This window comes from Mesorhizobium argentiipisi (SeqCode) (assembly GCF_037179585.1).
In the GTDB taxonomy this organism is placed as follows: domain Bacteria; phylum Pseudomonadota; class Alphaproteobacteria; order Rhizobiales; family Rhizobiaceae; genus Mesorhizobium; species Mesorhizobium argentiipisi.
The window spans coordinates 25,500-40,547 of record NZ_JAPYKO010000028.1 but is presented as its reverse complement, the minus strand read 5'-3'; the positions used below and the strand labels follow the sequence as shown (position 1 = coordinate 40,547).

Here is a 15,048-nt window from a genome sequence, read left to right as displayed (position 1 = left end):
TCCCTCTCATTTGTCGATTTACGGGAGAGTGGGGCGAAGACATGACCAGTGCAAGGCAACAGCATCTTTTTTGGCTCAGTCGGCCAACAAAAAACGCCCGGACCAAGCCGGGCGTTTCAAAACTCCGAATGAACCCCGGATCAGGCGATGGTCTTGCCGAAGGCGACGGCGGTGTCGCCCATGCGGTTCGAGAAGCCCCATTCGTTGTCGTACCAGGACAGGACCGAAACGAAGTTGCCGTCCATGACCTTGGTCTGGTCGAGCGCCACGATCGAGGAATGCGGGTCATGGTTGAAGTCGATCGACACGTTCGGGTGATGGGTGACCGACAAAACACCCTTCAGCTTGCCATTGGACGCGGCCATGACCGCTTCGTTGATCTCCTGCGCGGTGGTCGAGCGCTTGGCGATGAACTTGAAATCGACGACCGAGACGTTCGGGGTCGGCACGCGGATCGAAATGCCGTCGAGCTTGCCCTTGAGCTCGGGCAGGACAAGGCCGATCGCCTTGGCGGCGCCCGTCGAGGTCGGGATCTGCGAGAGAGCCGCGGCGCGGGCGCGGTAGAGGTCCTTGTGCATGGTGTCCAGCGTCGGCTGGTCGCCGGTGTAGGAATGGATCGTCGTCATCATGCCCTTCTCGATTCCGACGGTCTCGTGCAGCACGGCCGCCAGCGGCGCCAGGCAGTTGGTGGTGCAGGACGCGTTCGAGATGACGATATGGTCCTTGGTCAGCTTGTCGTGGTTGATGCCGTAGACGACGGTGAGGTCGGCGCCTTCGGCCGGGGCGGAGACGAGCACGCGCTTGGCGCCGGCGGTGAGATGCGCGGCGGCCTTGTCGCGGGCGGTGAAAATGCCGGTGCATTCGAGCGCGATGTCGACGCCGAGCTCCTTCCACGGCAGCTGGGTCGGATCCTTGATCGCGGTGACCTTGAACTTCTCCTTGCCGACCGAAATCTGGTCGCCGTCGACGGTTACCTCATGCGGGAAGCGGCCATGCACGCTGTCATAGCGCAAGAGGTGCGCGTTGGTCTCGACCGGGCCGAGGTCATTGACGGCGACCACGTCGATGTCCTTGCGGCCGGATTCATGGATAGCGCGCAGGATGTTGCGGCCGATGCGGCCAAATCCGTTGATGGCAACTCTGACGGTCATTGTTCTCTCCCTTGGGGGCTGGAAAGCGGATGGGTCCGCAGTTTCATAACGGCGGAAGGCGCAAGAATCCAGCCGCAGAAGGTCGCATTTAAATCGATTAGGTTGGTCCAGCCCGGCAAAACCGTCAATCGGGGTTTGCCGGGCTGAGCCAATTCCTAGTTGCCGTGCAGGCGGGCTTCGACCGCCTTGGCCGCGGCCTCGGCAGTGATGCCGAAATGCGGATAGAGCTGCTCGATCGAGCCGGAGGCGCCAAAACCGTGCATGCCGACGAAAATGCCGTCGGTGCCGATCAGGTGATCCCAGCCCTGGCGGATGCCGGCCTCGATCGCGACCTTCACCTTGGCGTTGCCGATGGTCTTCTTGCGGTAATCGTCGCTCTGCTGGTCGAACAGCTCGAAGCAGGGCACCGAGACGACGCGGGTCGGATGGCCCTGCTTTTCGAGCAGGTCGCGCGCGCCGAGCGCGATCTCGACCTCGGAGCCGGTGGCGAAGATCGTCACCACGGCCTCGCCGCTGGCGGCGGCAAGCTCGTACGCGCCCTGGCTGGAGAGGTTCTTCGCCGAATGCTCGGTGCGCACGGTCGGCAGGTTCTGGCGGGTCAGCGCCAGGGTCGAGGGCGTCTTTTCGGATTCGAGCGCGATCTGCCAGCATTCGGCGGTTTCGACCGCGTCGGCCGGGCGGAAGACATTGTGGTTCGGGATGGCGCGCAGTGCGGCCAGATGCTCGACCGGCTGGTGGGTCGGGCCGTCCTCGCCGAGACCGATCGAATCATGCGTCATGACGAAGATCGAGCGGATGCCCATCAGCGAGGCAAGACGCATCGACGGGCGGGCATAGTCGGAGAAGCACAGGAAGGTGCCGCCATAGGCGATCAGGCCGCCATGCAGCGTGAGACCATTGATCGCCGCCGCCATGCCGTGCTCGCGGATGCCGTAATGGACATAGCGCTGGCCGTAATCGTCGGGCGTGATGTTCTTGGTCTGGCTGGTCTTGGTGTTGTTGGAGCCGGTGAGGTCGGCCGAGCCGCCGATGGTTTCCGGCACCGCGCCGTTGATGACTTCCAGCGCCATTTCCGACGACTTGCGGGTGGCGACCTTCGGCTTGTCGACCGACAGCTTCTTCTTGTAGTCGGCGATGACGGCGTCGAAGTTGGAGGGCAGCTTGCCGGCAAGGCGGCGCTCGAACTCGGCCTTGAGCTTCGGCTCGGCCTTGGCCAGGCGGCCTTCCCAGTCGGCGCGGGCCTTGGCGCCGTTCTTGCCCACGGCGCGCCAGGCGTCGAGGATGTCGGCCGGAATTTCGAAGGGTGGCGAGTCCCAGTTGAAGAATTTGCGCGCGCCGGCGATTTCCTCCGCGCCCAGCGGCGAGCCATGCGCCTTGTTGGTGCCGGCCTTGGTCGGAGCGCCGAAGCCGATGGTGGTCTTGCAGGCGATCATCGTCGGCTTGTCGGAACGGCGCGCCGCCTCGATGGCATAGGCGATCGCTTCCGGATCGGTGCCGTCGATGTGGCTGGCGTTCCAGCCCGAGGCCTGGAAGCGGGCGACCTGGTCGGTGTTGTCGGCCAGCGAGACCGGGCCGTCGATCGAGATGTTGTTGTTGTCCCAGAAGACGATCAGCTTGTTGAGTTTCAGATGCCCGGCCAGCGCGATGGCTTCGTGGGAGACGCCTTCCATCAGGCAACCGTCCCCGGCCAGCACATAGGTATAATGGTTGACGAGGTCGTTGCCGAAGGCGGCGTTCATGATGCGCTCGCCGAGCGCGAATCCGACCGAATTGGCAAGGCCTTGGCCGAGCGGGCCGGTGGTGGTCTCGATGCCGGCGGCATGGCCGTATTCGGGATGGCCGGCGGTCTTGGAGCCGAGCTGGCGGAAATTCTTGATCTGGTCGATCGTCATGTCCTCATAGCCGGTGAGGTAGAGGAGCGAATAGAGCAGCATCGAGCCGTGGCCGGCCGACAGGATGAAGCGGTCGCGGTCCGCCCAGTGCGGCGCTTTGGCGTCGAATTTCAGGAAACGGCTGAACAGCACCGTCGCGATATCCGCGCAGCCCATCGGCAGGCCGGGGTGACCGGAATTCGCCTTCTCGACGGCGTCCATGGAAAGGAAACGGATCGCGTTGGCCATCCGATCATGTTGTTCACGCGAGGTCATGCTTCCTCCGGAAGTGAGTTGGAGCCTGGGGAGAACCCTTGGAAAAGGATGCCGCGACACATAGCAGGCACGGTCTTTTAGTCAACAAATCGGGACGGATTTTGCCGGGCTTGTGATGGCATCGACGCCTACATTAGCGATAGCGGGGGACAGTCGCGAGAGCTTTGTTGACGCGCCCTTCACCCGGCGCCTAATCTTTCCGAGGTAACGCGTTCTGAACGCGTGCGATTCGGTGATGGGCAGGGCATAGGACGAAGGCCATGACCGGGGAAACGACCCTCAAGGAAGTCATCGCCAGGCTGGGCAAGGCCATGGAAGGGCTGGAAAACGCCGTGGCGGCGAAGCTCGAGCATGAGCGCGATTATTCGGAAGCCGAGGCCGAGGTGCAGCGCATGAACGCCGACCGTTCGCGCCTGGCGCAGGAGCTCGACAATTCGGAAGCGCGCGCCGAGCGGCTGGAGGACGCCAACAAGGAAGTGTCACGGAGGCTGGTGACCGCCATGGAAACCATCCGCGCGGTTCTGGACAGGTAAGGCAATGGCACAGGTCACCGTTTCCATCGACGGCAAGCAGTACCGGATGGCCTGCGACGAGGGCCAGGAAGAGCATCTGATCGACCTTGCCGAGCGCTTCGACCGTTATGTTTCGCACCTGAAGGATTCCTTCGGCGAGATCGGCGACCAGAGGCTCACCGTCATGGCGGGCATCATGGTGATGGACGAGCTTTCAGAGCTCACCAAGCGCGTCAAGGGCATGGAGAGCGAGGTGCTCACCTTGCGCAAGACGCGCGACGAGGCGCTGACCAAGGCCGACAAGAGCGACAGCGTGCTCACGACCGCGCTTGCGGCGCTTGCGCAGCGCATGGAAGATCTCACGGCAACGCTGGCGATAAAGAAGGCTTAAGCCGCTTCATCCAGCCTCCAGCATCGTCGTGGAAATTCCGCCTGTCATTTCCAGGAAAAGACGAAATTTTTCCGCTCCGTCGATCACGCTGACAGACACAAGTCTTTTGAACTGGACCGTGCGGCGGTATAGAAGGCTAAGCCGCCGATGGGGTTGGCCCATGCCGGTGGCATGTCACAAGGGTAGGGAACACGTCATGAGCCTTCGTATCAATGATATTGCGCCGGACTTCACGGCCGAGACCACGCAAGGGACGATCAATTTCCATCAATGGATCGGCGACGGCTGGGCGGTGCTGTTCAGCCACCCGAAGAACTTCACCCCGGTCTGCACGACCGAGCTCGGCACGATGGCCGGCCTGGAAGGCGAGTTCAAAAAGCGCAACGTCAAGATCATCGGCATTTCCGTCGATCCGGTGTCGAGCCACGAGAAGTGGCAGGCCGACATCAAGACCGCTACCGGCCAGACGGTGAACTATCCTTTGATCGGCGATAAAGACCTCAAGGTCGCCAAGCTTTACGAGATGCTGCCGGCGGGTGCCGGCGAGACCTCGGAGGGCCGCACGCCGGCCGACAATGCCACCGTGCGCTCGGTCTATGTCATCGGCCCGGACAAGAAGATAAAGCTGGCGCTGACCTATCCGATGACCACGGGCCGCAACTTCGACGAGATCCTGCGCGTCATCGATTCCATCCAGCTGACTGCCAAGCACCAGGTGGCGACGCCGGCCAACTGGAAGCAGGGCGACGACGTCATCATCACCGCCGCCGTCTCCAACGAGGACGCGATCAAGCGTTTTGGGGCGTATGAGACGGTTCTGCCGTACCTTAGGAAGACCAAGCAGCCGACGGCATGAACCTTTTCCTTCTCCCCGTTTCACGGGGAGAAGGTGCCCGAAGGGCGGATGAGGGGCGGCGCGGCGTTTGAGGGGATCGCGCCGAAAACCTTCGTCGGATGGTTCTGAAAAGAAACCTCGCAGCGTCGGCGCTGCCCCTCATTGTCCTGCCGGACATTTCTCCCCGTATAGTGACGTATAGTGACGGGGAGAAAGGGCCGGTTCGGCGCTTCCGCCAAACAAAAAAGGCGGCGCCGAAGCGCCGCCTTTTCATTTCTGCCTCGAGCAGTTCTACGCCGCCGGCTGCGCCTCGATGGTGCGCAGCGCCTGGGTCTGGCGCTTGGCGGCGGCCTTGACCGCGTCCTGCACCTTCTCAAAGGCGCGCACCTCGATCTGGCGCACGCGCTCGCGGCTGATGTCGAACTCGGCCGACAGCTCTTCCAAGGTCAACGGCTCCTCGGCCAGGCGACGCGCCTCGAAGATGCGCCGCTCGCGATCGTTGAGCACCGACAGAGCGCCCGACAGCATGGAGCGCCGGTTTTCCAGCTCGTCCTGCTCGATCAGCATCTCTTCCTGGCTTTCGTGATCGTCGACCAGCCAATCCTGCCATTCGCCGGACTCGCCTTCGCTCGCCCGGATCGGGGCGTTGAGCGAAGCGTCGCCCGAAAGGCGGCGGTTCATCGAAATCACTTCAGCCTCGGAGACGTTGAGGCGGGTGGCGATCTCGGCGATCTGGTCGGGCTTCAAGTCGCCATCGTCGAGCGCCTGGATCTTGCCCTTCACCTTGCGCAGGTTGAAGAACAGACGCTTCTGATTGGCGGTGGTGCCCATCTTGACCAGGCTCCACGAGCGCAGGATGTACTCCTGGATCGAGGCCTTGATCCACCACATGGCATAGGTGGCGAGCCGGAAGCCACGTTCCGGTTCGAATTTTTTCACGGCCTGCATGAGGCCGACATTGCCTTCCGAGATCACCTCGCCGATCGGCAGGCCGTAGCCGCGATAGCCCATGGCGATCTTGGCGACGAGCCGCAAGTGGCTGGTGACGAGCTTGTGGGCAGCCGAAGTGTCCTGATGCTCGGCATAACGCTTGGCGAGCATGTACTCTTCCTGCGGCTGAAGCATCGGAAAGCGGCGGATTTCTTCCAGGTAACGGGCGAGACCGCCTTCACCGGAAACGATACTGGGTAATGATTGGGCCATGATAGCGCCCCTCTCTCTCTTTGGAGTGAATGCCCCCTAAACGCGGCGGGCACGCGTCACAGATGCCAAAGGCTCATCCGCGACAACCTGTATATATAGGAACAAAACCAGAAAAGACAGGCATTTGTTCAACGCTAAACAGTCTGTCACGCTGAAGTGAACAACGCCGGTCAGGTTTTTTGATGGCTGGTTTGCAGCTTGTTCGTGGCGGGCCGGTTCAAAGTTTTCGGAAGTCGCCGACGAGTTCCTCCATGTCTCCCGGTATCGGCGCTTCGAACCTCATCGTTAAATGGGTGGTCGGGTGCCGGAATTCAAGGAGCCAGGCATGCAGGGCCTGCCGGGGAAAGGCTTTGACCTTGGTTTTCAAGGGCTCGGGCAGCCGGTTGGCCTTGGTGCGGAAGGCCTGCCCGTAATCCGGGTCGCCGACCACCGGGTGGCCGATATGGGCCATGTGGACACGGATCTGGTGGGTACGCCCGGTCTCCAGCCGGCATTCGACGAGGCTCGCGGCGGCAAAAGCCTGCTGTCCTTCGCCGAAGCGCTCGACGACGCTGAAATGGGTTACTGCATGGCGGGCGTCGTCGCGGCTTTCCGGCACCACCGCGCGGCGGACGCGGTCGGCGGCGCGGCCCAAGGCGGCGTCGACCGTGCCGGTCGGCCGCTGCGGAATACCCCAGACCAGCGCCAGATAGGCGCGTTGCAGATCGCCGGTGCGGCCGTGGTCGGCGAAGGCCTCCGACAGGGCCTTGTGCGTGCGGTCGGTCTTGGCCACGACCATGACGCCGCTGGTTTCCTTGTCCAGCCGGTGGACGATGCCCGGACGCCTGACTCCGCCTATGCCGGACAGGGTCTCGCCGCAATGATGGATCAGCGCATTGACCAGCGTACCGGTCCAGTTGCCGGCGCCGGGATGGACGACCAGTCCCGCCGGCTTGTTGATGACGATCAGCTCGTCGTCCTCGTAGAGGATGTCGAGGGGAATGTCCTCGCCCTGCGGCTCGGCTGGTTCGGGCGCGGGTACCAGGATTTCGATCCGCTCGCCGGCCGTCAGCTTGCGCTTGGCCTCCAGCACCGCCTTGCCGGCAATGGAGACCGCGCCTTGCTTGATCAGCGCCTGCACGCGGCTGCGCGAGAGTTCCGGACCGAGCTTGGCGGCAAGCCACTGGTCGAGACGCTGACCGGCGGCATCGGCGCCGGCTTCCAGCACGACAGTGTCGCCGGCAGCCGATTCCTCGTCCGCCAATTCGTCCTCTATCAATATCGGGGTCTCTTCGTTATGAGCGCTCATCGAAACCCGTTGCGGATTGTTTAGCCATGGCCCGGCCGATCGCCGAAGAAGATGAGGAAAAGCCGCTCGATCCCGCGGCCGAGAATGTGCGCCGCAAGCTCGTCCGTTTCATGATCGTCAATCTCGGCCTTCTGTTCCTCGCCCTTATGGTGGTGATCGGGGCGCTTGTCTACAAAGCCCGCAATGCGCCGATGGCGGCGCCCGCCGGCGATGTCCAGGCTCCGGCCGGTGAGCCGCTCTCCGGCGACATCGTGCTGCCGCTCGGCGCCAAGGTGATCAGCCAGTCGCTCTCCGGCAACCGCATGTCGATCGATGCCGAGCTTACCGACGGCAGCCATTCGATCTTCGTCTACGACATCGCCGAGCGCCGCATGATCGGCAAATTCGCGATCCGCACCAAATGAGCGGCCTTGCCGAACGCCGCAGTGTCGCGACCGTGGCGCTCGTCGTCGGCAATTACGACGAGGCGATCGTCTGGTATGTCGAGCGGCTCGGCTTCCTGCTCATCGAGGATGTCGATCTCGGCGACGACAAGCGCTGGGTCACCGTCGCGCCGGCCAAGGGCCAAGGCGCGCGGCTGCTCCTGGCGGAGGCATCCGGCGAAGAGCAGGCAAGCCGCATCGGTAACCAGACCGGCGGCCGGGTCTTCCTGTTCCTCGAGACCGACAATTTTTCCCGCGACCATCAGGCGATGCTCGCCAAGGGCGTCGAATTCCGCGAGGCGCCGCGCCGCGAGGCCTATGGCGCGGTGGCGGTCTTTTCCGATCTCTACGGCAATCTCTGGGACCTGATCGAGCCGAAACGGCAGGGCTGACCCCACCCGTTTAGGCCTTTTTGTTTGCCGCAGATTCTTGTCGGAAACCGTATGACACTTTTCCGGAATCTGCTTGGTTGCTTTTTCGCGGCCGCCAGCCTATGTAGCCGGTTCTTGAGCGCGCCCATCGTCTAGCGGTCAGGACACCGCCCTCTCACGGCGGGAACAGGGGTTCGATTCCCCTTGGGCGTACCAATAAAATCAAGCACTTAGTTCTATCTCTCCGAAGGCGGTCGAATATCCGTCGAATAAACGCGCCTGTACAATTGCGGACGGCGTTGGCCGGCTGAAACAAAATATAGGGGCAACGCCCCCTATTCGGCGCAATATGTTGGAGTTTCTTCGGTCTCGGTCGGATGATGGCGCATCCACCGCAGTCTGAAGGAATGCAGTTATGTCTTTCACCGAGCCTAGGGCTCTTTCCATCCCTGATTTCACCCGCTGGGCGGCCATCGGACGCTCTAAGGCGTACATGGAGATTCAGGCAGGGCGTTTGAAAACGCGCAAGATCGGCTCCCGCACGGTGATCCCAATTGAAGACGCCCGTGCATGGTTCGACGCCCAGCCGTCAGGCTTCGCCACGCATGGGGCGAAATGATATGTCGGAATCAGAAGGGCCATGGGTGAGGTACGCGGCGCTGAACGCGCAGCAACAGAGCGCCCCTATCGGCCAGGAAGACGGCCCCTGGTTGCGTTATCAGCGGCAAGGGACGGCGCCGGTCGTTCCTTCTGGCACTGCCAGCGCGTCGGCGCCGGGGGCAGCCGCCCATCCGCAAACCCCGATGACGGCCGCCGACGTGCTGTCAGGCGCAGTGCAGAATTTCCTGCCCAGCGCCGGCCAGTTCGCGCAGGACATCGCGCAGCCGATCCTGCACCCGATCCAGACCGCGCAGAACCTCGGCGACATTGCCGGCGGCGTCGCGGCCAAGGCCGGCATCGGCGACCATGACCAGCACTCGGCCGACGCCGTAGGCCAGTTTTTCGCCGGCCGTTACGGCGGTTTTGAGAACGTCAAAAAGACTATGGCGACCGACCCCGTCGGTTTCCTGTCAGACGTAGCGACGCTGCTGTCAGGGGGTTCGCTGGCCGCCGCGAAGGCTCCAGGCGTGCTGGGGACCGTCGCACGGGCCGCCGGAACCGCCGGCGAGATCCTTGACCCCGTGCAGGCCGCCGGCAAAGTCGTAACTGGCACCGGCCGGGCAGTCGGCACCGGTGTTTCAGCGGGACTCGGCCTGACAACCGGCGTTGGTGGCGATGCCATCCGGTCAATGCAGCGTGCCGGCTTTGAGGGAAACACCGCTGCCCTGGAGCAGATGCGCGGCGCTGCACCGTCAACTGAAATCCTTGACCGCGCCAAGAGTGCCTTGGGTCAGCTCGATAGGGACCGCGCGACGAAATACAACGCGGACATGGCCCCGGCGCGCGCCGACCAGTCCGTGCTCAACTTCAGCGGCATTGACAACGCCATCCGCGACGCGAACGACATGGTTCGCTTCAAGGGTGTGGTCAAGAACCGCGAAGGCGCTGACATCGTCAACCAGATGAAATCCGTGGTGGACGACTGGAAGCAGCTCACGCCTGCCGATTACCATACGCCTGCCGGTTTCGATGCGCTCAAGCAGACCCTCGGCGGTATCCGTGAGAGCACCGAAGCGGGCACTCCTGCTCGCAAGGTCGCTGACACGATCTATCGCCGCGTGCGCGACGACGTGGAGGCCCAAGTGCCATCCTACGCTGCCGCCATGCGCGGCTATGAGAACGCGACCAACAACAGCAACCAAATCAGGAAGACCCTGAGCCTTGGCGAGAACGCCACGGATGACACAGGCCTTCGCAAGCTCCTGTCTTCGACGCGCAGCAATGTCAGCGCCAACTTTGGCACTCGCGCGGCTTTGGTCGATCAGCTTGCGCAGAAAGAGCCCGCGCTTCCTGGCATGCTTGCCGGCCGGGCAATGTCTGGCCTAGAGCCGCAAGGGCTCGCACGTGTCTTGCATTCCGGCGCAGCCTACGCTGTGCCAGGCGCTGCGCTGCTTTCAAATCCGCCGGCACTCCTTGCGGCGCTCTCGACACTCGCCGTGTCATCGCCGCGCGTCATCGGCGAAGCCGCGTACGGTGTTGGCGGGGCGCGGCGCGCATTCAATCCTGCGTTTCTCAGCCCAGCTCAAAGGCTGCTTTTGCGCCAATCGGCTTTCCAGGCGGGGCGTGCAGCACGGGTGTCAGGCCAATGACAGATTTCGTGCGGGAGATCATTTCCGCCTATGTGCGCCGTGTCGTTGCGTCCCTATCGCCAGAAGAGGACGTTGACCCCGACAGCCCCGAAACGGTGTTCAAGGCTTTTGCCTGGGCGACCGCTTGTCTTGTTCGGGGCATCGATCCCTTAGCCGCCGAAAACTCCCCCACCTTGCATTGAAAGGCCTCTTCATGTTCTTGCCCGAATTCGTACCGGCACGCTTCAAAACACCAGAAGCTCAGGCGGGCATCAGCGAGCTTGTCACCCGTGCCAAAGCAACCGGCGCGAAGAAAGACAGGGACGTGTTGATTGCGGTTGCTCGGTCGATCTTGGACGAAACCGTTGCCAGCGCCAAAGCCGCGCCGCCCGAAGAGGTTGACCTCTTAGTGCGGTCGTACCTCGCACGCTGGCACGAGCGCTTCGGCCTGCCGTACGACGCCCTTGACGAGCTGCCCGACGAAGCTTGGTCATCCGCCCAGGCAGCGACCGTCATGCTAGATGAGGACTTGCTCGCCTTCCCCTTGCCGGACGTGTTCACGGTCGAGGGGTTCCCCCTGCCGCTTCACGGTGCCGCGCCGGACGCGTGGGCTACCTTCAATAAGGATTTCCGGGGCGTGGCCCGTGACGCCTGGGAAGCCGAACAAAACGCGCGCCACAGTCTCGACTAGAGCTAATCCCGTGCTCGCCTAGGGCGGCCGCGCCCTAGGTAGCGGGCAGATTATCCGCCAGCCAAAACGCCCTATATCTCGTGTCATTCCTTTGCGATTTCGGTCGCAAGGCGCTATATTTAGTCCCGCTTGTCGCGCAAGGACACGCCTTTCCAGTTGCCTGCACCATTCAACCGATCTTGGGGGATCGGGGTGCAGGCAACGAGGAAAAGCATCCCGCCTTCAAAGCCCCGTTTCCCCCAAAACCCCTGACATCCCCCCTCCCTTCACAGAGGCTCGCCTTCCTTGCGCCCAGACATCAGCTATACCTTTGGCGGCTCCGCCGCGCCCCTAATCCGTGCCGGTTTCGCCCGGGCAGATATCCTGCCTCTCATCCCTCCCGGTGCTCCGCTCTCCCCGCTCTCGAAAGTCTCGCCGTCTCAAGTTGGCAAGATCCCCGGCCGTTTCCGTGACGGCGTTTGGTCTGGCATGACCGGGCAGTGGGCCGCTACAGGCCTCGATCCCGAGACCATCGCGGCCGCCCAGGATTGGCCCACCGAGAACGTCGGGCTTCGCGCAGCGGCTTTTCCCGCAATCGACATTGACACGGCCACCCCCGCTGCGCTGGCGCTTGTGGAGGGAGCGGTCGCGACATTGTTCGGCACTGGCAACCCGGTGCGCGTCCGGTCCGGCGCGCCGCGCGCGCTCTATCCCTTCCGGCTGAAGCCCGGTGCCGAAGCTATTCGCAAGCGGCGGCTCGAATGGGCCGACATGGATGGAAACCGGCACGGGCTAGACGTGCTCGGCCTGGGGCAGCAATACGCCGTTGCGGGCACGCATCCGAAAGGCGCTCGGTACGAATGGCGTGACGGTCAAGGCCTTGCCACAGTGGGCGCTAACAGCCTCCCACCTCTGACAACTGACGACGTGGACGCATTTATTGACTTGCTGACTGAGGCAATCCAGGCGGAGGGCGGCGCTGTTGTCAGCGTGTCAGCGCCGGTTGGGGTTTCGTCGGATTATCAGGTGACGGTGCGGGATGCTGTTCCCGCATGGTCCGATGAAATGGCAATGGAGGCCTTGAACGCTATCCCAAACACGCCTGAAGGCTTGCCCACACGGGAAAGCTTGGTCGCGCTTCTGGCGAGCTTCAAAGCCGCAACGGGGCGCAACGCCGACACGTTGGCGCATGACGTTGAAGAGTGGGCTGTGCGGTACGGGTGGGCCGAACCCGAATATTTCTGGAAGATTTGGGACAGTATCGCGGTTTCGCATGTGCCGCCGGATCACTTAGCGCACGTCGCCAGGGCGCACGGGTGGCGCGGTGACGCCGTGCTGGATTTCATCGGGCTCGGCGGCGACGTTGACCGGGTGATCGAGCGGTATACGAGGGGGGCGCTTGCGTTGCCGGTGCCCGATAAAGCGCCGGCCGATCTCGCTACAGTCGCTGACATCTTGCGCCAATACGCCCCCGACGTTTTCAGGTTTGACGAAATGCGGCGCGCGGTGATGGTGATGAAATCCCCGGTGGGAGCCGACACGTTCAAGCCGCGCCATATCGAAGACAATGACGCGACCGTCGTGCAGGAATTTTTGCAACGTGGCGGCCTCCGCCGCGTGTCTAAGGTGGTGGTGGCTGACGCAATCGAGCTTGTTGCGAAGGAAAATGCTTTCCACCCTGTCCGCGATTGGCTCGGCGGCCTCCGCTGGGACAGCGTGGAACGCCTGCCACGCCTGTTCCCCAAATATTTCGGAAGCGAGGACACCGAATACACCCGCGAGGTGGGGCGCATGATGCTCATTTCGATGGTCGCCAGGGTGATGAAGCCCGGTGCGAAGGTCGACCACATGGTGGTGCTTGAGGGCAAGCAGGGAAGCCGGAAATCGACGGCTGTCAAAGTGCTCGGGGGCGATTGGTTTTCGGACGGCCTGCCTGATATCACAAGCAAGGACGCTTCACAGCATCTGCGTGGCAAGTGGTTGATCGAAGTGGCCGAAATGCACGCGGTCAACAAGGCCGAAGCCAACGCGCTGAAAAGCTTCCTGACACGCTCGGAAGAGCGGTATCGGCCGCCCTATGGGCGCTACGAAGTGCACGAGCCGCGCCAAGCTGTTTTCATCGGCACGACCAACGAGACGGAGTACCTACGCGACGCGACAGGCGCACGGCGCTTTTGGCCCGTGCGCGCTGGGGACATCGATACGGATGCATTGAGCAGCGACCGCGACCAGCTCTTTGCGGAAGCGTACGCGCGCTATCAGCGGGGTGACAAGTGGTGGCCGGAAGGTGATTTCGAAACTCGAGTCATGCGGCGGGAGCAAGAGGAACGCTTCGAGTCCGACCCTTGGGAAGAGCCTGTCAAGAACTATGTCGCTGATAAGGGCCGTGTCACAATTCCAGAAGTGGCGTTCAATGGGCTCGGGGTTCAAACGGGAAGCCTGGGTATGACGGACCAACGCCGCTTGGGCACGATCATGCGGCGTCTGAACTGGGAAAAGAAAAAGTCGATGGGCACCATGAGCTGGGTGCGGGTTTAGGGACCGTCAGGGACCGTCGGAATCCTACACGGTCCCTGTCGCAAAGCCTTGCACCGCAAGGGTAGGGACCGTAGGGACCCTCAGGGACCGTATCTCTAATAGAGCAGATAAATAGGGCATATGGGTAGCGTTATACGCTCTATGGAAAAAGGGTTCCTTACGCTCCCTACGGTCCCTACATTCCCTACGGTTCCCACGTGCGGTGCTCGCCGCCCAACGTCGCGTAATATCACCTCACGGCACGTCCGTTGCACGAGCCAACCTTTCAGGGACAAGCAATGAAATGACAGAGAACAAGCAGGCCATCGAACGTGTTGACAAGGGAAGGTTCGCCAAGGGGCAGAGCGGCAACCCTGGCGGCCGTGCCGCAACGCCTGCCCATATCAAGGAAATGCTTGGGCAGCTCACACCGCGCGCCGTTGAGATCATGGCGGAAACGATGGGGTGCGATGACCCGAAACTGCGGTTCTTGGCCGCCCAAGAAATCTTGAACCGCACGCTAGGCAAGCCAAAGCAGGACGTGGCGCTAGACGTTCGCACAGACCCCGCCAGCGCGCACTTTGCTGCGCTCCAGTCGCTTACGGCGCTGGTGGCCGCGCGTTCCGCACCTGTGCTTGAACTTCAGCCGATTGAAGATGTACAGCCCGAGGACTGCTGACAGGACGCTGTCAGCGCTGTCAGACGGACTCTTCCGACAAGACCCGGTAGACGCTGGCGCGGCCAATCTTCAATTCCTTGGCAATCTCGGTCGCGCCTTTCCCTTCACCACGTAGGGTGCGCACGCGCTCAACGTCGATTGAAGCCTTGCGCCCCTGATAAACCCCTGCGTCTTTTGCCTTAGCTATGCCTTCCATCTGGCGTTCACGGCGGAGATTGGTTTCGAACTCCGCAAACACGCCCAGCATGTCTAGGAACGCTTTCCCAGCGGCGGTGCTGGTATCGATCGGTTGTTCTGTCGCTTGAAGGTGCGCGCCCTTTTCGCGAAGGCGGCGCATGATCATTTGCAAGTCGCCGACGCTACGCGCCAAGCGGTCGATACGTGTGACCACCAGGGTATCGCCAGCTCGGAGGAAGTCTAAGAGCGTTGCCAGCTCTGACCGCTTTTCCATAGTCGTGCCGCTCTGCTTTTCCGCTCGGATGATTTCGCACCCTGCCGCCTTGAGGGCGCCGGCCTGAATGGACAGGTCTTGGTCCGTCGTGCTGACACGCGCATATCCGTACTTCACTGGCCTTGCTCCCGAATTGTCTCGTTTGGATCTAGAGCCGCAATGGATACTGTCTCATAGGGCTGA

The 15,048-nt window shown here is 62.5% G+C and carries 16 protein-coding genes and 1 tRNA gene; 12 read left to right on the top strand and 5 right to left on the bottom strand.

Annotated features, from left to right (window positions below):
• Positions 1–140: 140 nt before the first annotated feature.
• Positions 141–1,151, bottom strand: a complete 1,011-nt coding sequence (gene gap / locus O7A05_RS27760) for a type I glyceraldehyde-3-phosphate dehydrogenase (protein WP_337096261.1) — start codon at positions 1,149–1,151, stop codon at positions 141–143.
• Positions 1,152–1,306: 155 nt separating this feature from the next.
• Positions 1,307–3,298, bottom strand: coding sequence for a transketolase (tkt, locus tag O7A05_RS27755; RefSeq protein WP_337096259.1), 1,992 nt, complete (start codon positions 3,296–3,298; stop codon positions 1,307–1,309).
• 260 nt (positions 3,299–3,558) lie between these two features.
• Between tkt and O7A05_RS27750 the strand changes: the two genes are divergently transcribed.
• The 3 genes from O7A05_RS27750 to O7A05_RS27740 all read left to right on the top strand — a co-directional run bounded on the left by O7A05_RS27750 (position 3,559) and on the right by O7A05_RS27740 (position 5,057).
• Positions 3,559–3,831 carry a DUF4164 domain-containing protein gene (locus O7A05_RS27750; RefSeq protein ID WP_023763725.1) on the top strand — a complete coding sequence of 91 codons (273 nt, stop codon included), beginning with the start codon at positions 3,559–3,561 and terminating at the stop codon, positions 3,829–3,831.
• Positions 3,832–3,835: 4 nt separating this feature from the next.
• Positions 3,836–4,201 (top strand): cell division protein ZapA, encoded by a 366-nt coding sequence (locus O7A05_RS27745; RefSeq protein WP_140755654.1) that lies wholly within the window; start codon positions 3,836–3,838, stop codon positions 4,199–4,201.
• A 196-nt stretch (positions 4,202–4,397) separates the two neighbouring features.
• Entirely contained in the window at positions 4,398–5,057 is a 660-nt protein-coding gene (locus O7A05_RS27740; RefSeq protein ID WP_337096257.1) for a peroxiredoxin, read from the top strand.
• Between the two features lie 270 nt (positions 5,058–5,327).
• Here the strand turns inward: O7A05_RS27740 and rpoH are convergent, their stop codons facing one another.
• Positions 5,328–6,239 carry an RNA polymerase sigma factor RpoH gene (gene rpoH / locus O7A05_RS27735; protein ID WP_337096256.1) on the bottom strand — a complete coding sequence of 304 codons (912 nt, stop codon included), beginning with the start codon at positions 6,237–6,239 and terminating at the stop codon, positions 5,328–5,330.
• A 217-nt stretch (positions 6,240–6,456) separates the two neighbouring features.
• Positions 6,457–7,527 (bottom strand): RluA family pseudouridine synthase, encoded by a 1,071-nt coding sequence (locus tag O7A05_RS27730; protein WP_337096254.1) that lies wholly within the window; start codon positions 7,525–7,527, stop codon positions 6,457–6,459.
• Between the two features lie 26 nt (positions 7,528–7,553).
• On the opposite strand from O7A05_RS27730, the gene O7A05_RS27725 reads away from it, so the two are divergent.
• The 9 genes from O7A05_RS27725 (at position 7,554) to O7A05_RS27685 (ending at position 14,414) form a co-directional block, all read left to right on the top strand.
• Positions 7,554–7,931 (top strand): fimbrial protein, encoded by a 378-nt coding sequence (locus O7A05_RS27725; RefSeq protein WP_337096253.1) that lies wholly within the window; start codon positions 7,554–7,556, stop codon positions 7,929–7,931.
• Positions 7,928–8,341: a VOC family protein gene (locus O7A05_RS27720; protein WP_337096252.1), complete on the top strand. Its 414-nt coding sequence runs from the start codon at positions 7,928–7,930 to the stop codon at positions 8,339–8,341. Before O7A05_RS27725 ends, O7A05_RS27720 begins: the two co-directional genes overlap by 4 nt.
• Before the next feature lie 120 nt (positions 8,342–8,461).
• Positions 8,462–8,536 (top strand) — tRNA-Glu (locus O7A05_RS27715).
• Positions 8,537–8,735: 199 nt separating this feature from the next.
• Complete coding sequence (locus tag O7A05_RS27710; RefSeq protein WP_337096251.1) at positions 8,736–8,939, top strand: DNA-binding protein; 204 nt, start codon at positions 8,736–8,738, stop codon at positions 8,937–8,939.
• A gap of 1 nt (position 8,940) precedes the next feature.
• On the top strand, positions 8,941–10,569 hold the full coding sequence (locus O7A05_RS27705; protein ID WP_337096250.1) for a hypothetical protein: 1,629 nt from the start codon (positions 8,941–8,943) through the stop codon (positions 10,567–10,569).
• Entirely contained in the window at positions 10,566–10,751 is a 186-nt protein-coding gene (locus tag O7A05_RS27700; RefSeq protein ID WP_337096249.1) for a hypothetical protein, read from the top strand. Before O7A05_RS27705 ends, O7A05_RS27700 begins: the two co-directional genes overlap by 4 nt.
• Positions 10,752–10,762: 11 nt before the next feature.
• The gene (locus tag O7A05_RS27695; protein WP_337096248.1) at positions 10,763–11,239 is read left to right on the top strand and encodes a hypothetical protein; all 477 of its coding nucleotides are present in this window, start codon (positions 10,763–10,765) and stop codon (positions 11,237–11,239) included.
• A 285-nt stretch (positions 11,240–11,524) separates the two neighbouring features.
• A complete protein-coding gene (locus O7A05_RS27690; RefSeq protein ID WP_337096247.1) occupies positions 11,525–13,756 on the top strand; it encodes a VapE domain-containing protein in 2,232 nt (743 codons plus the stop codon).
• 283 nt (positions 13,757–14,039) lie between these two features.
• Positions 14,040–14,414, top strand: a complete 375-nt coding sequence (locus tag O7A05_RS27685; RefSeq protein WP_337096246.1) for a hypothetical protein — start codon at positions 14,040–14,042, stop codon at positions 14,412–14,414.
• 19 nt (positions 14,415–14,433) lie between these two features.
• Here the strand turns inward: O7A05_RS27685 and O7A05_RS27680 are convergent, their stop codons facing one another.
• Positions 14,434–14,982, bottom strand: coding sequence for a recombinase family protein (locus tag O7A05_RS27680; RefSeq protein WP_337096245.1), 549 nt, complete (start codon positions 14,980–14,982; stop codon positions 14,434–14,436).
• Positions 14,983–15,048 lie beyond the last annotated feature (66 nt).